The 15,860-nt window shown below is 67.0% G+C and carries 21 protein-coding genes; 12 read left to right on the forward strand and 9 right to left on the reverse strand.

The window, feature by feature from the left end; genetic code table 11:
- Positions 1–8: 8 nt before the first annotated feature.
- Positions 9–635, forward strand: coding sequence for a DUF2155 domain-containing protein (locus IE88_RS17525; RefSeq protein ID WP_051882219.1), 627 nt, complete (start codon positions 9–11; stop codon positions 633–635).
- Here the strand turns inward: IE88_RS17525 and aat are convergent.
- Together aat and IE88_RS18210 are read right to left on the reverse strand one after the other, a co-directional pair.
- On the reverse strand, positions 587–1,255 hold the full coding sequence (aat, locus tag IE88_RS0113355; RefSeq protein ID WP_031555278.1) for a leucyl/phenylalanyl-tRNA--protein transferase: 669 nt from the start codon (positions 1,253–1,255) through the stop codon (positions 587–589). The genes IE88_RS17525 and aat overlap by 49 nt on opposite strands.
- A gap of 247 nt (positions 1,256–1,502) precedes the next feature.
- A complete protein-coding gene (locus IE88_RS18210) occupies positions 1,503–1,652 on the reverse strand; it encodes a hypothetical protein (RefSeq protein WP_156032601.1) in 150 nt (49 codons plus the stop codon).
- 163 nt (positions 1,653–1,815) lie between these two features.
- Between IE88_RS18210 and IE88_RS0113360 the strand changes: the two genes are divergently transcribed.
- The 4 genes from IE88_RS0113360 to IE88_RS0113375 are packed head-to-tail and all read left to right on the forward strand — an operon-like array spanning position 1,816 to position 5,680.
- Entirely contained in the window at positions 1,816–3,210 is a 1,395-nt protein-coding gene (locus IE88_RS0113360; RefSeq protein ID WP_031555279.1) for a pyruvate dehydrogenase complex E1 component subunit beta, read from the forward strand.
- A 26-nt stretch (positions 3,211–3,236) separates the two neighbouring features.
- Entirely contained in the window at positions 3,237–3,761 is a 525-nt protein-coding gene (locus IE88_RS0113365) for a DUF805 domain-containing protein (RefSeq protein WP_031555281.1), read from the forward strand.
- Complete coding sequence (locus IE88_RS0113370; protein WP_031555283.1) at positions 3,761–4,237, forward strand: DUF805 domain-containing protein; 477 nt, start codon at positions 3,761–3,763, stop codon at positions 4,235–4,237. The genes IE88_RS0113365 and IE88_RS0113370 overlap by 1 nt, the downstream gene beginning before the upstream one ends.
- A 9-nt stretch (positions 4,238–4,246) precedes the next feature.
- Entirely contained in the window at positions 4,247–5,680 is a 1,434-nt protein-coding gene (locus IE88_RS0113375; protein WP_031555284.1) for a pyruvate dehydrogenase complex dihydrolipoamide acetyltransferase, read from the forward strand.
- On the opposite strand, the gene IE88_RS0113380 is transcribed toward IE88_RS0113375, so the two are convergent.
- Genes IE88_RS0113380 through IE88_RS0113390 form a run of 3 tightly spaced genes read right to left on the reverse strand, consistent with a single transcriptional unit; the run spans position 5,677 to position 7,769 of the window.
- Positions 5,677–6,099 (reverse strand): DUF350 domain-containing protein, encoded by a 423-nt coding sequence (locus IE88_RS0113380; RefSeq protein WP_051882221.1) that lies wholly within the window; start codon positions 6,097–6,099, stop codon positions 5,677–5,679. The genes IE88_RS0113375 and IE88_RS0113380 overlap by 4 nt on opposite strands.
- A 15-nt stretch (positions 6,100–6,114) precedes the next feature.
- A complete protein-coding gene (locus IE88_RS0113385; RefSeq protein WP_031555288.1) occupies positions 6,115–6,759 on the reverse strand; it encodes a DUF2491 family protein in 645 nt (214 codons plus the stop codon).
- A complete protein-coding gene (locus IE88_RS0113390) occupies positions 6,759–7,769 on the reverse strand; it encodes a potassium channel family protein (RefSeq protein ID WP_051882222.1) in 1,011 nt (336 codons plus the stop codon). The genes IE88_RS0113385 and IE88_RS0113390 overlap by 1 nt, the downstream gene beginning before the upstream one ends.
- A gap of 95 nt (positions 7,770–7,864) precedes the next feature.
- Here IE88_RS0113390 and IE88_RS0113395 point away from each other — a divergent pair, with 95 nt between their 5' ends.
- Positions 7,865–8,281 (forward strand): YjfI family protein, encoded by a 417-nt coding sequence (locus IE88_RS0113395; protein WP_031555292.1) that lies wholly within the window; start codon positions 7,865–7,867, stop codon positions 8,279–8,281.
- A 4-nt stretch (positions 8,282–8,285) separates the two neighbouring features.
- A complete protein-coding gene (locus IE88_RS0113400; protein ID WP_031555293.1) occupies positions 8,286–8,987 on the forward strand; it encodes a PspA/IM30 family protein in 702 nt (233 codons plus the stop codon).
- A 64-nt stretch (positions 8,988–9,051) separates the two neighbouring features.
- Here the strand turns inward: IE88_RS0113400 and IE88_RS0113405 are convergent, their stop codons facing one another.
- Positions 9,052–9,732, reverse strand: coding sequence for a PEP-CTERM sorting domain-containing protein (locus IE88_RS0113405; RefSeq protein ID WP_031555295.1), 681 nt, complete (start codon positions 9,730–9,732; stop codon positions 9,052–9,054).
- A 147-nt stretch (positions 9,733–9,879) separates the two neighbouring features.
- Here IE88_RS0113405 and IE88_RS0113410 point away from each other — a divergent pair, with 147 nt between their 5' ends.
- The 3 genes from IE88_RS0113410 to IE88_RS0113420 all read left to right on the forward strand — a co-directional run bounded on the left by IE88_RS0113410 (position 9,880) and on the right by IE88_RS0113420 (position 13,050).
- Positions 9,880–11,034: a glutathionylspermidine synthase family protein gene (locus IE88_RS0113410; protein WP_202900510.1), complete on the forward strand. Its 1,155-nt coding sequence runs from the start codon at positions 9,880–9,882 to the stop codon at positions 11,032–11,034.
- A 206-nt stretch (positions 11,035–11,240) separates the two neighbouring features.
- Entirely contained in the window at positions 11,241–11,954 is a 714-nt protein-coding gene (locus tag IE88_RS0113415) for an outer membrane beta-barrel protein (RefSeq protein WP_031555298.1), read from the forward strand.
- Between the two features lie 139 nt (positions 11,955–12,093).
- Positions 12,094–13,050, forward strand: a complete 957-nt coding sequence (locus IE88_RS0113420) for a cation diffusion facilitator family transporter (protein ID WP_162178349.1) — start codon at positions 12,094–12,096, stop codon at positions 13,048–13,050.
- On the opposite strand, the gene msrA is transcribed toward IE88_RS0113420, so the two are convergent.
- A complete protein-coding gene (msrA, locus tag IE88_RS0113425; RefSeq protein ID WP_036767329.1) occupies positions 12,990–13,619 on the reverse strand; it encodes a peptide-methionine (S)-S-oxide reductase MsrA in 630 nt (209 codons plus the stop codon). The genes IE88_RS0113420 and msrA overlap by 61 nt on opposite strands.
- A 107-nt stretch (positions 13,620–13,726) precedes the next feature.
- Between msrA and IE88_RS0113430 the strand changes: the two genes are divergently transcribed.
- The gene (locus tag IE88_RS0113430) at positions 13,727–14,110 is read left to right on the forward strand and encodes a SpoIIAA family protein (protein WP_031555303.1); all 384 of its coding nucleotides are present in this window, start codon (positions 13,727–13,729) and stop codon (positions 14,108–14,110) included.
- Here the strand turns inward: IE88_RS0113430 and IE88_RS0113435 are convergent.
- Entirely contained in the window at positions 14,107–14,289 is a 183-nt protein-coding gene (locus tag IE88_RS0113435) for a hypothetical protein (RefSeq protein ID WP_031555304.1), read from the reverse strand. The genes IE88_RS0113430 and IE88_RS0113435 overlap by 4 nt on opposite strands.
- 46 nt (positions 14,290–14,335) lie before the next feature.
- Positions 14,336–14,653 carry a hypothetical protein gene (locus tag IE88_RS0113440; protein WP_031555307.1) on the reverse strand — a complete coding sequence of 106 codons (318 nt, stop codon included), beginning with the start codon at positions 14,651–14,653 and terminating at the stop codon, positions 14,336–14,338.
- A gap of 187 nt (positions 14,654–14,840) precedes the next feature.
- Between IE88_RS0113440 and IE88_RS0113445 the strand changes: the two genes are divergently transcribed.
- On the forward strand, positions 14,841–15,860 hold the full coding sequence (locus IE88_RS0113445; protein ID WP_031555309.1) for a ribonucleotide-diphosphate reductase subunit beta: 1,020 nt from the start codon (positions 14,841–14,843) through the stop codon (positions 15,858–15,860).

Consider the following 15,860-nt stretch of genomic DNA (forward strand, 5'->3'; position numbering starts at 1 on the left):
GCGCGATCATGGCTTCTCCCCGGATTTTCCTGGGCCGGTTTTTCCTCGGCATGCTGGGCGCGGCGGCCATTCCGCTCGCCGCCTCGGCGCAGGTGGATGAAGAGCCCCTGATGGGGTGGACCTTCACGCCAGACATTCCCGAGGAGCCGGCCGAGGACGAGAGCGAACTCGACCGGCTGTCACGGTCGTCCTCCGGGGTCACTTTCGGCCTCGAAGTCTATGCGGGCCGGTCCGACAACCCTCTGGAGCCCGTCTCCGTGACGCTGAGGGCGCTCGACAAGGTGACCGCGACCTATAAGGATCTCGTCGTGCCGATCGGCGAGCCGGCGGCCTTCGGGCCGCTGACGCTCCTGCCGCGGACCTGCGACAAGCGTCCGCCCGAAGAATTTCCCGAAACGACGGTGTTCCTTGAAGTCTATTCGACCGAGCTGGACGTGCAGGGGCGCGGTGGCCGCAGCGCGAACCAGGAGCGCAGGCGCCGTTCGGCAGCCTCTCGGCAGGGCGGGCAGGAGCCCGAGGGCACGCCCGTCTTCCGCGGCTGGATGTTCGCGTCCTCTCCCTCGCTCAATGCGCTGGAGCACCCGGTCTACGATGTCTGGGTGATCGACTGTAAGATGGTCGACCCCGCCATCTGAGGGGGCAGGGCGTCGAAGCGGCCATCGACCTTGAGCGCGCCCGACAGGCGCCGCGCATAGTTGTCCGCCGCGACTTCCTCGACCCCGAAGCGCCGCAGATGGTCCGTCGTGAACTGGGTGTCGTGCAGCACGTAGCCGCCCGCGGCGAGGCGCGCTGTCAGGTGGACGAGCGCCACCTTGCTGGCATCGGTCACGACCGAGAACATGCTTTCCCCGAAAAAGGCGCCGCCGATTGCGACGCCGTAGAGGCCGCCGACGAGCTGGCCGTCCCGCCATGCCTCGACGGAGTGGGCGTAGCCCTGCTCGTGCAGCTCGGCATAGGCCGAGAGGATCTGGCCGTTGATCCAGGTCTGCCAGCGTTCGGTCTGCGGCATGGCGCAGCCCTCCATCACGGCCCTGAACGCGGTGTCGGTGCGGATCTCGAAGACATCCCGCCTGACGGTGCGCCGCAGCGTCTTGCTGATGTGCAGGCCCTTGATCGGAAGGACGCCGCGCAGGTCTGGGCGGACCCAGAACACGTCCTTGGCATAGCGGTCCTCGGCCATCGGGAAATAGCCGATGGCATAGGCCTGGAGCAGAAGGTCCGGCGTCAGCCGGGATGGGGGAAGGGGACGTGACACGCCCCGCAGTATGTCGAATGCGGAGGGTTCCGTCACCTGCCGCGCCCAGCCCTCCCCAGCAGACCCGGGGCGGTGCGGCGCCGGCCATTGGGCGGTCCGATTCCGATCATGATCTCATCGCGGCCGGCCGGAAGCGTTTTCGCCGCCAACTGCGTTCGCTGTGCGAACTCCCTTCAGCGGAACGTGCTGTTTGCCAGTTCAGGCAGGAAGGCTGCCGATAAAATGAAGAATCAGTAAAATCTCAAAATTAGTTCAATTCGGAAATATTGATGGGAAGTTCTTCGACCTGATCTTGAACTGCTTCGGCGGCGACCACACTCTCTCCCGTGGCAACATGCATCGCCAACATGAAGGTCGCGGCTAGCGCGGCTGCGGCTGTTGCAAATGCCTTATCCATGAAATCTCCTATTTCTCTATCCGTCTAAACAATACATATCACGATAACATAAATGCGAGGGGGAAATCAAACCGGCGTCAGAACGGCCCTCTCAGAAGGCGTTGCCCGGCGCGCGCTCTATGGTAGCTAGGCGCTCCTGTTCCGTTCCTCCCGGAGAGACGCTTTGCCCATTCCAGTCCTGATGCCCGCCCTGTCGCCGACGATGGAGGAGGGGACGCTTGCCAAGTGGCTGGTCTCCGAGGGGGACGAGATTTCATCGGGCGACGTGATCGCCGAGATCGAGACCGACAAGGCGACGATGGAGGTCGAGGCGGTCGAGGAGGGCACGCTCGGCAAGATCCTGATCGCCGAGGGGACCGAGGGCGTGAAGGTGAACGCGCCGATCGCCGTGATCCTCGAAGAGGGCGAAAGCGCGGACGATATCGACGAGGCGGCCCTGTCCGGCGAGGCCGCCGCTCCCGCGCAGGACGAGGAAGGCGAGGGCGACGAGAAGCCGGAAGCCGGCGGGACCGAAGCGGACGAGCCCGAGGCCGCGCCCAAGCCCGCCGCCGGGCCGGAAGTGCCCGAGGGCACGAACATGGTCGAGACGACCGTGCGCGACGCGCTGCGCGATGCCATGGCCGAGGAGATGCGCCGCGACGAGAACGTCTTCGTCATGGGCGAGGAGGTCGCCGAATATCAGGGCGCCTACAAGGTGACGCGGGAGCTCCTGCAGGAATTCGGCGACAAGCGGGTCGTCGACACGCCGATCACCGAATACGGCTTTGCGGGCCTCGGCGTCGGCGCGGCCTTTGCCGGCCTTCGCCCCATCGTCGAGTTCATGACCTTCAACTTCGCGATGCAGGCGATCGATCACATCATCAACTCGGCGGCCAAGACGCGCTACATGTCGGGCGGCCAGATGGGCTGCCCCATCGTCTTCCGCGGCCCGAACGCCGCGGCCAGCCGCGTCGCGGCGCAGCACAGCCAGGATTACGCCCCCTGGTACGGTCACGTGCCGGGCCTGATCGTCATCGCGCCCTACAGCGCGTCCGACGCCAAGGGCCTCCTGAAGGCGGCGATCCGCAATCCGAACCCCGTCGTCTTCCTCGAGCACGAGCTTCTCTACGGGGAGAAGATGGACGTGCCCGAACTCGACGACTTCACCCTGCCGATCGGCAAGGCCAAGGTCGCGCGCGAGGGCAAGGACGTGACCATCGTCTCCTATGCGCGCGGCATGATGTTCGCGCTCGCCGCGGCCGAGCAGCTGGCGGGCGACGGCATCGAGGCTGAGGTCATCGATCTGCGCACGATCCGTCCGATGGACACCGACACGGTCGTCGAGAGCGTGAAGAAGACCAATCGCCTGGTCACGGTCGAGGAGAGCTGGTCGCCCATGGGCATCGGCGCGGAAGTCGGCGCGAAGGTGACCGAGGTCGCCTTCGACTATCTCGACGCCCCGCCCGCCCGCGTCACGCAGGAAGACGTCCCGCTGCCCTATGCCGCCAATCTCGAAGCGCTCAGCCTTCCCGACGCGGCCCGCGTCGTCGAGGCGGTGCGCAAGGTGATGTACCTCTAGGCCGTAAGGGCCGGGAGGGGGCGCCGATGTTCGACTTCCTGTTCAACCCGAGGGGGCGGATCAGCCGCAAGGGCATGTGGCTGGGCTTCTTCCTGCCCTATTTCCTGATCAGCGTCGGCCTTGGCGCATTGGGAGAGGCGGCTCCCGTCTTCGGCGTTCTGAGCACCGTGGTCGGCATCTTCTATCTCTGGCCGAGCACGATCGCCGTTCCGATGAAGCGGCTGCATGACCACGGCAAGAGCGGCCGGTGGCTGCTCGGCTATTACGCCGTCACGCTGGTGCTCACCGTCTTCGTCGGCATCGAGTTCGGCCAGGTGCTGCGCGATGCCGGCGTCAGCGCCGAAGGGGTGATGACGCCGACCGAGCAACGGGCTCTCTTCGTCGAGCACTATCCCCAAGTCCTGCGCACCGGACTCGGCCTCCTATCGACGGTCGCGATCATCGCGCTCGTCCTGTTCTTCTTCGTCTATCTCTACGTCGTGCCGGGAGAGCGGGCCGACAATCGCTATGGCCGCGATCCGCAGGCGGACGGCCGCGGTCTCGCGGATTGATGGGGGCCGTCCGGTTCCTGTTCGATCCGCGCGGGCGCATCGGGCGGAGGCAGCTCTTCGTCGGGCTGTTCCTACCCTTCCTCCTGCTCGCCGCGATCGTCGACGCTTTCGACAGCGCGGCCCTGTCGCTCGCCTTCTGGCTCGCGAGCGCGTGGCCGGTCTTCGTCGCGACGCCGTGGAAGCGCATGCACGACATGGGAAGGACGGGGCGATGGAACCTCGTCTTCTACCTCTTCTACGCGATCGGCTTCGCCTTCTTCCTGAGCGAATATGTCTCCGCGGAAGGCGGCTGGGGCGCCCTGTTCGACGGCGTGCCGGCGGAGACGACCAGCCAGGACCTGACGGCCTCGGGCATGGGCGGGTTCTCGACGGTGCTCATCTTCCTGCCTATCCAGATCGCCTGGTTGTATTTCATCCCTGGCAAGCGGGGCCCGAATGACTATGGTCCCGGTTCGTTGGCCCAATTCGAAGAGTAGTGACGCTGCATGCCCATTCCAGTCCTGATGCCCGCCCTGTCGCCGACGATGGAGGAGGGGACGCTTGCCAAGTGGCTGGTCTCCGAGGGGGACGAGATTTCATCGGGCGACGTGATCGCCGAGATCGAGACCGACAAGGCGACGATGGAGGTCGAGGCGGTCGAGGAGGGCACGCTCGGCAAGATCCTGATCGCCGAGGGGACCGAGGGCGTGAAGGTGAACGCGCCGATCGCCGTGATCCTCGAAGAGGGCGAAAGCGCGGACGATATCGACGAGGCGGCCCTGTCCGGCGGGCAGAGCGCGCAGCCCGAACCCAAACCCTCCGATGAAGCCAAGACCGGCAAGGGCGCCGAAGAGGAAATGGCCGCCGCCTCGGCGGGCACGCCCGACAGCGGCACGGCGTCAGGGCCGGTGACGACGGATGCGCGTTCGCAAGAGGCCGTCCGCTCCTCATACGGCTCGGGCGGCGGCAATGACGCGGCCTCCCACAGCTCCGTCGGCGGCGATAAGGCGGCGCAGGACGGCGGCCGCATCAAGGCCTCGCCGCTTGCGCGCCGCATCGCGAAGCAGGAAGGCCTCGAGCTGTCCGCGCTCAGCGGCACGGGTCCCAAGGGCCGGATCGTCAAGCGCGACATCGAGAAGGCGCTCAAGGACGGCACCGGCAAGGCCGGCGCGGCCACCGCCGACGTGCCGCCCGCGCCCTCGCCCGCCGCCGGCGTCGACGAGCGCCTCTATCCGGCGGAAAGCTACGAGGCTCTGCGCAATGACGGCATGCGCAAGACCATCGCCAAGCGCCTGACGCAGAGCTTCCAGGAGGTTCCGCACTTCCCGCTCAACGTCGATTGCGAGCTGACGGCGCTCCTCAGCGCACGCGCCAAGCTCAACGCCGCCTCTCCGCCCAAGGGCGAGGAAGGCTTCTACAAGGTCTCGGTCAACGACTTCATCGTGAAGGCCGCCGCGCAGGCGCTGATGGCGGTCCCGGCGGCGAACGCGACCTATACCGAGCAGGCGATCCTCCAGCACAAGCATGCTGATATCGGCGTCGCGGTGGCCATCGATGGCGGGCTGATCACGCCCATCGTCTGGAAGGCCGAGACCAAGGGCCTCAAGCAGATCGCCGAAGAGGTGCGCGATCTGGCGGGCCGCGCGCGCAACAAGAAGCTCAAGCCCGAGGAATACCAGGGCGGCACCTTCTCGGTGTCCAATCTCGGCATGTTCGGCATCACCAGCTTCTCGTCCATCGTGAACCAGCCGCAGGGCGCGATCATGTCGGTCGGCGCCGGCGAGGAGCGGGCCGTGGTCCGCGACGGCCAGATCGTGCCGCGCATGATGATGACGGTCACGCTGACCTGCGACCACCGCGTGGTGGACGGCGCGGTCGGCGCGACCTTCCTCTCGGTCTTCAAGCAGTACATCGAAGAGCCGGCGGCGATGCTGCTCTAATAGGTCAGAGACGCCGCGTTGATCAGCCCGATCACGACGTGGACGGCGCCGAGAAAGGTCGGCGCGGCGATCTCTCCCTCATGGATCCGCGTGCTGATCCGAGGAAAGACCAGGCGGAAGAGGAAGAAGGCGGCGAGCTGCACGAGGCCCGCGGCGATGCCCCAGAAGACGAATTCGAACACGGTGACGGCCTGGGCGATGAGATGCGCCATGGGCAGGGCGAACCCCAGCAGGGCGCCCGAAAAGCTGATCGCCGCGCCATGGGTGTTCGCGCGGATGAGCTTGAGCTCTTCATGCGGCGTCACGGCCGCATAGAGCGCGGCGAAGCCCGCCGTCAGCGCCAGTCCGACGATGAAATAGACGAGAAAGGGCAGGAAGCCTGCCGCAAGGGACTCCAGTCCCACTCCGAGATCGAACATTCCTTCTCCACCCTCCTAGATCGTCACCTGATGGGGCCGCAGCCCCGTGCCGAGCATGCGCTCGAAGGTCGCCTCGCGCCCCTGTCCCATGACGAGGGCGAGAAGCAGAAGTTCTCCCTGCGGCGCTTCGCGGCCATAGACCATGCATTCCTGCACGATCTCGCGGCCCTCCGTCATGTCGGCGCGCTCATAGACGGTCTCGACGAAGCGCACGGGCGGCTGGGTCCGGTCGTCGCCTTCATACCAGAGGCGGTCGAAGCGCTCGCCGCCATGTTCGATCTCGGGCCGGGAGAGGCGGTCGATCCAGTCGCCGATGCGCCCGTCCTGCGGCAGGTGCTCCGAGCCTGCGGGTACGTAGAAGGACCATTCCTCCGCATCGCCGCCATCCTTGCTGCCCGTGATCGCCTGGAGCATCCGGTCCTCGTCGTCATAGAAGCGGTGCAGCCAGGAAGTGCCGGTCTCGTCCGCCATCTCGACGAGGCCCTGCCCCGTGATGACGAGGTCGGGCGACACGCTCTCGCCGAGCGCCGCCTCCATGGCTTCCAGCATGGACGCATCGAGGCGCAGCGCCCGGCCGAGCGTCGCCTCGCCCACCTGTGGCAGGGCCTTCGGCTTCGGCGGCTCGCCGCCGAGGCTCCTGAAGAGCTTGGAGAGGACCATCAGGCGATCCTCTTCCTGGCGACGTAGAACACCGTGTCCTCGGGCCTGATCGATTCGTCCCCGCCCATGCAGAGGATCGGCGCCTCGCCCCTGCGGCTGATGGCGAGGAGGGTGGCCCGCTGCGCCCGCAAATGCTCCTGCGCCGCGCCGACCGAGCAGGGGGCGCCGAGCGCCTCGCCCGGGGCGGAGTAGAGCGAGCCCGCCTCGTCGGTCGCAGAAACGAGCGCGCTGAGGACGGAGGACGCGCCGGGGTCCCGCGTGGCCCGGACCACCAGGTCCTCTGCCGGCGAGAAGACGGTCTCGAGCCGGGGGCAGTGGTGGCGGGCGAGGGCGGCGGTCTCGGCATCGTCGAAATAGGCGACCGCATGCGCTTCTGGGTTCAGGCTCGCCACGGCGAGGCAGGCGGCGAGGGTGACGTCGTCGTCCTCGGCATAGACGAGCACCCGTTCCGCGCCCTCGATGCCGGCCCTGCGCAGAGCGGCAGCATCCGCGAGGCGCTGCGTACGGACCATGCGCACGTCTTCGAGCGGCTTCGCCTCGCGGGCGGTGACGAGCACGATATCGGCCTCGTCCGTGCCGCCGGCGCGGCCGTCATCGGCACGCAGCTCGGCGATCAGGCGTTCGGTCCGCCCTTCCTCATGGCCGACCAGGATGGTGTGGCCCCTGAGCTTCGTATAGTCGCCATATCCTTCCACGCGTCTCCTCCATGCCGCGCTGACCGCGCCCAGAACCTTGGCGAGCACCGTGGTGAACAGCGCGATGCCCCCGACCATCAGCCACACGGCCGCGAACCAGCGCCCGGCCTCGCTGACCGGCGACAGGTCACCATAACCGACCGTCGTCACCGTCGTCAGGTAGTAGTAGCCGAAGGCCTCGCCCGTCAGCGCCTCTTCGCCAAGCAGGACGAGCCCGATCCAGGTGACGGCGATGTGCAGGACAGCGGCGAGCGCGATGACCCACCATTTCGCTTCGATGGTCGCGATCACCAGGCGGCGCAGAATGATCGGCACGCCTCGTCCCCTCCGGCAGTTCCCGGACCCGTGCTAGCCTTGACACCCTGTCACATCAACAACAGGTGATAGCCGACATCCAAGGGAGGCGCGCGATGGCGGAAGCGTGGACGGTGGCGGCGCTGCGGGAGCAGCTGCCGAGCGCGATGGAGGGCGAAATCACGCTCTCGGGGGAGGGGGAGACGCTGATCGTCACCTTTCCCGATGCGGGTGGGCTGAACGTCGCCATGACCGTGTCGGGCGAGCAGATCCTCGCCTCGACCCTGCTCTGGCCGCGCGACGAGCAGGACGAACCGCACCGCTTCGAGGAGCATGCGCTGCGCATCCACAAGCTCCTGCCGCTTTCGACCTTCGGCATCACGACGCTGGGCGGGCGCGACTGGTACGAGCTGTTCGGCGCGCTCTCCGCGCGTTCGACGCTGGATGACGTGGTGCGCGAGCTTCGCTTCCTCGCCACCAATGCCGTAGACATGGCCGAGGCGCGCGGCGATGCCGGCGCGGGACAGGAGTAGTTCGATGGGTTTCCTCTCAAAGCTCTTCACCGGCGCCCGCGGCGCGATCAACGAAGCGGGCGAGGCCGCCGTCGACAAGAACGCGCTGCGGATCCTCGACCAGGAACTGCGAGACGCCGAGACCGCCAATGGCCGCGCCAAGGACAGCCTCGCGACCATCATGGGCAAGAAGAAGGTCGCCGAGCAGAAGCTCGACGGTCTGCAGGCGGACTATGAGCGCCGCATGGGACAGGTCCGCGCCGCGCTTGACAAGGGCGACGAGGCGCTCGCCCGCGACGTCGCCGCCGCCGTCAAGCAGATCGAGGAGCAGGGGCGGACCGAGCGCGAGGTGATCGACAATTACGAGGCCACCTGCAACGACCTGCGCTCGGCCATCCGCGAGAACGACCGCAAGATCGAGGCGCTCAAGCGCGAAGTCGAAACGGTGCGCGCGAACGATGCCCTCGTGAAGGCGCAGTCCGCCGTCGCCAACTCCCATGCGGGCTCGAACTCCTCGCTCGGCAGCGCGGCGGAAAGCCTTCAGCGCATCAAGGAGCGCCAGGCCGCGACCCGCGCCCGCCTCGAAGCGGCGAACGAGATCGCGGAGGATGGCGGCGACCTCGACAGCCGGCTCAAGGCCGCGGGCATCACCGACCAGTCGACGGATACGGACGATATCCTGGCGCTCGCCCGCGCCGGCGAGCCCAAGAAGCTCGGGTCGAGCTGATCCCGGAACGAAGAAAGGCCCCGCCGAAGCGGAGCCTTTCCCTCCTCCGGCCCCCCTCGGAGGTCTAGCGGCGGCGCAGCCTGCGCGCGCCCGCGCCGCCGATCAGGCCCGTCAGCATCAGCGCGGCTGCGCCGGGCACCGGGACGGGGTTGAGGTCGTCGAACAGAAGCTTGTCGCTGAGCTCTCCGTCCGCGCCGACCGACTGGAACCGCAGAGCGGCGCGGATCTCGCCGGAGAACAGCGCCGTGCTGAAGGCTTGCATCAGCATGTCGGCATCGGCCGTCGTCGCCAGGAGGACGCTCATCGTGGCCGACTGGCCTTCCGGCAGCGCGCCCTTGGCGTTGCCGCCGGCGAAGTTCTTGTTGTCGGCGAAGGCGAGGTCGAACGAGCCGAAGGGCGGCAGGCTCGCATCGACGATCAGCGTGTCGAGATAGCCCGTGGTCGTGAAGCTCTCATCGACATAGCTGGCGCCGCCCGGAAGATCGAAGGCGAAGCCCGTCAGCTGCCCTTCCATCGCGCCGAGGCCGAAATCCGTCTCGTCCGTCGTGTTGTCGACGGTGACGGTCAGGCGGACCTCCCCGTCCTCGTTCTCGAACCCCATCGTCACCTCCGCGGAGGCGCCGGTCGCCGTTTCGTTCGAGCTCAGGCTGCTTTCGCCGAAATCGAGCGTCAGCACGCCTGCGGATGCGGCAGGCGCAATGAGCAGTGTGGCGGCGCTCAGGCCGGCTAACAGGTATCTCTTCATTCTCGCCCCTCATTTCCATTGGCTATGGCGGCCCCCCGGGACCGTCGCACCGGGGCGTTGCAAGTCTTAAGCCAATCTTTACCTGCCGCCCCGGCTTTCCGCGCGCAGCCCGCTCTGGCAATCAGGTTTCGCGACGAGCGGAGCGGCATGATGGAGCGGATAACTCTTCCCGAACGGTCCGATTGGCGGGAGCGGGCCGACGCCGTGGGGTTCATCCACCACACATTCTCGGGCGCGCCCTATTGGGAGGATGCCGCGGCCTATGCCTTCTCCCTGCGCGAGATCGAGGAGGATCTCGAAGACCCGGCCGAACGCCTCCACGCCATGTGCCTCGAAGTGGTCGATCATGCCGTCTCGACGCCCTCCGTCATGGACCGGCTCGCCATCCCCGAGCGCTTCCACGACTGGATCAGGCAGAGCTGGCAGGACCGGGCGCCGCATCTCTATGGCCGGTTCGACTTCCGCTATGACGGCGAGGGACCCGCGAAGCTCTACGAATACAATGCCGATACCCCGACCTCGGTCTTCGAGGCTGCGGCCTTTCAGTGGATGTGGCTCGAGGACAGGCTGGCCCGCGGCGATGTGCCGGAGGGCACGGACCAGTTCACGAGCCTGCACGAGGCGCTCGTCGCGCGTTGGGACGCGGTGGCGGACCGGGGGCGGCTCCTGCACTTCCTCTCGGTGGATGACGGCTTCGAGGACCGCGCGACGACGCTCTATCTCGAGGACACGGCGCGGCAGGCGGGCTTCGATACCCGCTACACCGACATCCGCGAGGTCGGCGTCGATCTGGCGGGCCGCTATGCGGATGAGGGCAGCCTGCTGATCGAGCAGGCCTTCAAGCTCTATCCTTGGGAGTTCATGCACCGCGAACCCTTCGGCGCGGACCTCCCGGACAGCGACACGCAATGGATCGAGCCGCCCTGGAAAGCGATCCTCTCCAATAAGGGCCTGCTCGCTCTCTTGTGGGAAGGCTGGCCGGACCACGAGAACCTGCTGCCCGCCTATTTCGGCGCCGAGCACGAGGCCCTTGGCGATCCTTACGTGCGAAAGCCGCTCTATGGTCGGGAAGGCGCGGATATCTCGGTGATCGGCGAAGGGATCAGCGCGCCTTCCCAGGGCTACGGCAAGGAGGGCTGGGTCTGCCAGGCCTATGCGCCCTTGCCCGATTTCGGCGGCCACCGCCCCGTCCTCGGCGTCTGGGTCGTCGGCGATGCGCCCTGCGCGCTCGGCATCCGGGAAGGCGGGGCGATCACCGACGATGAGGCGATGTTCCTGCCCCATGTGATCACGCCCGCGTGAAGGCTCCGACAGGCTTCTGAAACAATCCGTCGCATTAGGCCGTGTACGGTCACACTGGCGCGACCCGCTCTTCCGAAACCGGCGATGCGGGCCATTTCCGTGGCCGCAATGCAACAGCGGGGCGCCAGCGGGGCGAGGGCGTTGGAACGCCCACCCCCCTTCGGCCCGTTAGAGCAGCGTTCGTTCGTACACGAGGATATTAATACATGAGTAAGATCAAATTCTTCGCCGCTGCTTCCGCCGCCGCGCTCATCGGCGCCGGCACTGCCTCCGCGCAGCAGCTCGAGCCCTATCAGGACGAAGCGTCCGGCTTCTATCTGGGCGGCGGCTACAGCTATGTGGACATCGAGACCGACAGCGACGACGCCAGCTTCGACGATGTCGGCGACGGGACGAGCGCGCTGACGGTCCGGGGCGGCTATCAGTTCACGCCGGTCTTCAGCTTCGAGGTCGACGGCACCTTCGGCGTCAGCGATGGCGGCTTCGACCTGAACTCCGACGAGATCGACCTGCGCGAATTCGACCAGATCGACGACAACGCCGATGCCGACGATCTGGGCCAGGTCCTCGCGGGCGACGGTGAAATCGGTCTCGACTATCTCGTCGGCGCCTATGTGCGCGCTGGTTTCCCGGTCAATGAGCGCTTCAACGTCTCCGGCCGCGTCGGCTACGCCCTGGCCGAGGTCGACAACACCTTCTCGGTCAGCCGCCAACTGCCCGACGGCAGCAACCAGACGCTGTCCACGACCCGCGGCGGCTCGGATGACGGTTTCGCCTTCGGCGGTTCCGCCCGCTTCAACCTCTCCGAGGTGAGCGCCATCCGCGCTGACTACACCCGCTATAATTTCGGCGAGGCGAATGCCGACATGTTCACGCTGACCTATCAGCACACCTTCGGCGGTCCGGGCCTCGGCTACTAAGACGGACCGGCGGCTCGCCCGAGGCGGCCCGTCCCTTTCGGGGCGGGCCGCTTTTGCGTATGTTGCGGCCCGTCCAGATTGAAAGAGCTTTGACCGGTCCGGTCATTTGCGACTATCGCCCGATATGGCCGACGACACGATGCATCGCACAAAGGCAGAGGATGGCTGGGCCCGGCTCGGGACGGCGGCCTCGCTTCTCGTCGCCCTGTCGCTCCTCGCGCTCAAGATCTGGGCGTGGCGGGCGACCGATTCGGCAGCCGTCCTCGGCGCGGCCGCGGATTCGGGGCTCGACGTTCTGGGCTCTCTCGTCGCCTTCATGGCGGTCCGCTACGCAGCGCTGCCCGCCGATGCCGATCACACCTTCGGCCACCAGAAGGCCGAGGCCCTCTCCGCGCTCTTCCAGTCCATCGTGATCACCGCTTCGGCGGTCTTCGTCGCCTGGGAAAGCATCGACCGCCTCCTGCACCCGCAGGCGATCGAACGCACCGAGGTCGCGGTCCTGGTCCTGGCCGGGTCGGCGCTGGCGACGATCCTGCTCGTGGGGTTCCAGACGCTGGCGCTGCGCCGCTCGGGCAGTCTCGTCATCGAGGGGGACAGGGCGCATTACCTCGGCGACGTGATCGCCAATCTGGGCGCGCTCTTTGCCGTCTTCCTGGCCTCGTCATTCGGCATCCTGCGAGCGGACGCTCTGGCGGGACTTCTCGCGGCGGCCTTCCTCCTCTGGTCGGTGCGCGAGATCGGCACGGCGGCGCTGCCGCAGATCATGGATCAGGAACTGCCCGCCGAAGACATCGCCCGCATCCGCGACATCGTGCAGTCCGACCCGGACGTCCTCGGCCACCATGCCTTGAGGACGCGGCGCGCGGGCCGCCGCCGCTATGTCCAGATGCATCTGGAGCTCGACCCCGACATGACGCTGCTCCAGTCGCACGCCATCGCCGACAGGGTCGAGCGGACGATCGAGGCGATCTTTCCCGATACCGACGTCATCACGCATCAGGACCCTTACGGGGTGATCCACGATGACGGCCCGCCTCAGGCCTCCGTGCCCCACAGCTCTTCGAGGCGCGCATCCCGTCCGCAGGACGTGCGGTAATAGCGATAGGCCAGCGGGTTCTTCTCGTAGTAATCCTGGTGATAGGCCTCGGCGGCGGTGAAGTCCGGCTCGGCGGCGAGGTCCGTCACCACCTCCTGTCCGAGCTGCCGCTCCGCCTCGGCGAGCGCGGCTCGCGCCGCCTCGCGCTCCGCTTCGCTCTCGTAATAGACGGCCGTGGTGTAGCCATAGCCGCGGTCGCAGAACTGCCCGCCCGCATCGGTCACGTCCACCGTGCGCAGGAAGTCCCGCACCAGCGTCTCGTAATCGGTCCGCTCGGGATCGTAATAGATCCGCGCGACCTCGCGGTGTCCGCCCGCCTCATAGGTCTTGTAGGTCGGATCGGGCGTCTCGCCGCCGGCATAGCCGGAGACCACTTCGTAGACCGCCTCCTTCTTCTCGAAATCGGCCTCGACGCACCAGAAGCATCCGCCCGCGACCAGCAGGCTCTCCGCGCCTTCCGGCACGCCTTCGACCTGCGAAGAGAGGTCCTGCGTCTCGTCACCGCCGACGCAGGCGGCGAGCAGGGGGAGGAGGGCGAAGAGCGGGGCGGTGCGATGAATCCGGGTCATGCCGCCTAGATAGGAATCCCGCGCCGCAATGACACATCCGTGCCAGCCGGGGGCGACGCTGCGCCGCCGAAGCGCTAGGCTGGGGCGAAGCTGACAGAGAGGACGGAATGCGCGTCGAGGCGAACGAAGCTCGGGGCCTGGTCGAGGTCACTGTCGAGGACGATTACACCGAAGAGGGCATCGCGCAGGTCTATGAGGCCTATGACCGCCTCTCGCGCAGCCATGACGCCTTCGGCGAGGTGGACGTGGTGCGGGGGGAGGGGGGCGGCTTCCGCTTCCGCACCGTGCTTCAGGGGGCGCAGGGCTCGCGCGGGGCGGTGAAGCTCAAGCGGTTCGCCATCGTCACCGACACCTCCCGCCGCGTGCAGAGCGCGGCGCGCTTCTTGTCGCTCTTCGGCATCGAATGCCGCACCTATATGCCCGAAGAGGCCGAGCAGGCGCGGGTCTGGGCGGCCGAGGCGTCGAGCCGCAAATCGCCCGATGCGGCCTAGCGCCGCTTTTTCGGGATCGGCTGGCGGCGCCCCGCGACCAGAACGGCGAGAAAACCCGTCACGCAGCCGACCAGGACGGGGCTGATCTCGATATCGGCGGCTTCGCCGAGCGCCGCGGCGAGAAGGCTAACCACCACGCCGAGCGCGATGGCGAGGAAGACGATCTTGATCAGGGACATGGGGCGGGCCTCCTGCTGCCGATCTAGGGCGGACGCTCCCGCCCGCCTAGCGGCGCCGCGCGTCTTCGATGCGGGCCAGAACCGTCTCGAAGGGCTCGTCCACGTCGATGGTCTGCCGCCCCCAGCTATCCGAGACGGCGAGGCGCACCTTGGTCAGGCCGCCCTTGGCCTCCTCGATATTGAGGATCCACAGAAGGTTCACCGCCCGGCGGCGCCCCGATTTCTCCTTGAAGGTGACGAGCCTGCTGTCTGCCATATCCGCTTCCGCCGCGACGAGGAGGAGGCGGGTCAGCCTGTGCGCAGCCGCCGCGGCGCTCGCCGCCGTGGCTCCGCCCGTCGCGCCTGCCGCTCCCGCTCCGCTCATGCGTCCCCCTTTGTGATGGGCGAAGCGTAGCGGCTGCGGGGGCTGCGACAAGGCCGCGCCCCTTTTTCGCGCAATTTGGGAAAACTTTCCCGCCGAATCGGCGCACCACAACATACTGTGGCCGTTAACGACCCGGCAACCATATCGGCCCGCCACCAACCCCGACAAAGCCCTGCGGAGAGACCCCATGTTCGACGATGCGCCCCAGCTTCCCGGCCTCATGACCCCCTCCAAGGGCTACAAGCCCTTCCGCTACCCCTGGGCCTACGACTTCTGGAAGAAGCAGCAGCAGGTCCACTGGATGCCCGAGGAAGTGCCCTTGGGCGAGGACTGCAAGGACTGGGCGAACAACCTCTCGGACGGCGAGCGGAACCTCCTGACACAGATCTTCCGCTTCTTCACGCAGTCCGACGTGGAGGTGAACGACAACTACATGGAACGCTACAGCCGCGTCTTCAAACCCGTCGAGGTGAAGATGATGCTGTCGGCCTTCTCCAACATGGAGACGATCCATATCGCGGCCTATGCGCTCCTCCTCGAAACGATCGGCATGCCGGAGTCCGAGTTCTCCGCCTTCACCGACTACAAGGAGATGTCGGACAAGCACGACTACATGTCCAAGTTCGGCGTCGACAACGAGGCCGACATCGCGCGCACCATGGCCATGTTCGGCGGGTTCACCGAGGGCCTCCAGCTCTTCGCGTCCTTCGCCATGCTGATGAACTTCCCGCGCCTCAACAAGATGAAGGGCATGGGCCAGATCGTCACCTGGTCGATCCGCGACGAGAGCCTGCATTGCGAAGGCATGGTGCGCCTGTTCCACGAATTCGCGCGCGAGACGCAGTGCCTGACACCGGCGGTCAAGGACGACATCGTCGACTGCTGCAAGACCGTCGTCGGCCTCGAGGACAAGTTCATCGACCTCGCCTTCGAGGCGGGCGAAGTGCCCGGCATGACCCCGGACGACATCAAGTCCTATATCCGCCATGTCGCCGACTGGCGCCTCGACCAGCTGGGGCTTCCGGCGGTCTACGGCGTCACCAAGCACCCGCTCCCCTGGCTGCGCGAGATCCTCAACGGCGTCGAGCACGCCAACTTCTTCGAAGCGCGGGCCACGGAATATTCCAAGGGCGCGACGAAGGGCGAATGGCACGGGGCCGAGGGGGTCTGGAACCAGTTCGATAGCTGGAAGGCTGGTCGGGGGTAG

It is taken from the genome of Parvularcula oceani (genome assembly GCF_000733125.1).
Classification (GTDB): domain Bacteria; phylum Pseudomonadota; class Alphaproteobacteria; order Caulobacterales; family Parvularculaceae; genus Parvularcula; species Parvularcula oceani.

Excerpts from the sequence above, each read along its gene's own strand:
- IE88_RS17525 (WP_051882219.1), top strand. The coding sequence starts at position 9 with ATGGCTTCTCCCCGGATTTTCCTGGGCCGGTTTTTCCTCGGCATGCTG.
- IE88_RS18210 (WP_156032601.1), bottom strand. The coding sequence starts at position 1,652 with ATGGATAAGGCATTTGCAACAGCCGCAGCCGCGCTAGCCGCGACCTTC.
- IE88_RS0113365 (WP_031555281.1), top strand. The coding sequence starts at position 3,237 with ATGTTCGACTTCCTGTTCAACCCGAGGGGGCGGATCAGCCGCAAGGGC.
- IE88_RS0113370 (WP_031555283.1), top strand. The coding sequence starts at position 3,761 with ATGGGGGCCGTCCGGTTCCTGTTCGATCCGCGCGGGCGCATCGGGCGG.
- IE88_RS0113375 (WP_031555284.1), top strand. The coding sequence starts at position 4,247 with ATGCCCATTCCAGTCCTGATGCCCGCCCTGTCGCCGACGATGGAGGAG.
- IE88_RS0113380 (WP_051882221.1), bottom strand. The coding sequence starts at position 6,099 with ATGTTCGATCTCGGAGTGGGACTGGAGTCCCTTGCGGCAGGCTTCCTG.
- IE88_RS0113385 (WP_031555288.1), bottom strand. The coding sequence starts at position 6,759 with ATGGTCCTCTCCAAGCTCTTCAGGAGCCTCGGCGGCGAGCCGCCGAAG.
- IE88_RS0113395 (WP_031555292.1), top strand. The coding sequence starts at position 7,865 with ATGGCGGAAGCGTGGACGGTGGCGGCGCTGCGGGAGCAGCTGCCGAGC.
- IE88_RS0113400 (WP_031555293.1), top strand. The coding sequence starts at position 8,286 with ATGGGTTTCCTCTCAAAGCTCTTCACCGGCGCCCGCGGCGCGATCAAC.
- IE88_RS0113405 (WP_031555295.1), bottom strand. The coding sequence starts at position 9,732 with ATGAAGAGATACCTGTTAGCCGGCCTGAGCGCCGCCACACTGCTCATT.
- IE88_RS0113410 (WP_202900510.1), top strand. The coding sequence starts at position 9,880 with ATGATGGAGCGGATAACTCTTCCCGAACGGTCCGATTGGCGGGAGCGG.
- IE88_RS0113415 (WP_031555298.1), top strand. The coding sequence starts at position 11,241 with ATGAGTAAGATCAAATTCTTCGCCGCTGCTTCCGCCGCCGCGCTCATC.
- IE88_RS0113420 (WP_162178349.1), top strand. The coding sequence starts at position 12,094 with ATGCATCGCACAAAGGCAGAGGATGGCTGGGCCCGGCTCGGGACGGCG.
- msrA (WP_036767329.1), bottom strand. The coding sequence starts at position 13,619 with ATGACCCGGATTCATCGCACCGCCCCGCTCTTCGCCCTCCTCCCCCTG.
- IE88_RS0113430 (WP_031555303.1), top strand. The coding sequence starts at position 13,727 with ATGCGCGTCGAGGCGAACGAAGCTCGGGGCCTGGTCGAGGTCACTGTC.
- IE88_RS0113435 (WP_031555304.1), bottom strand. The coding sequence starts at position 14,289 with ATGTCCCTGATCAAGATCGTCTTCCTCGCCATCGCGCTCGGCGTGGTG.
- IE88_RS0113440 (WP_031555307.1), bottom strand. The coding sequence starts at position 14,653 with ATGAGCGGAGCGGGAGCGGCAGGCGCGACGGGCGGAGCCACGGCGGCG.
- IE88_RS0113445 (WP_031555309.1), top strand. The coding sequence starts at position 14,841 with ATGTTCGACGATGCGCCCCAGCTTCCCGGCCTCATGACCCCCTCCAAG.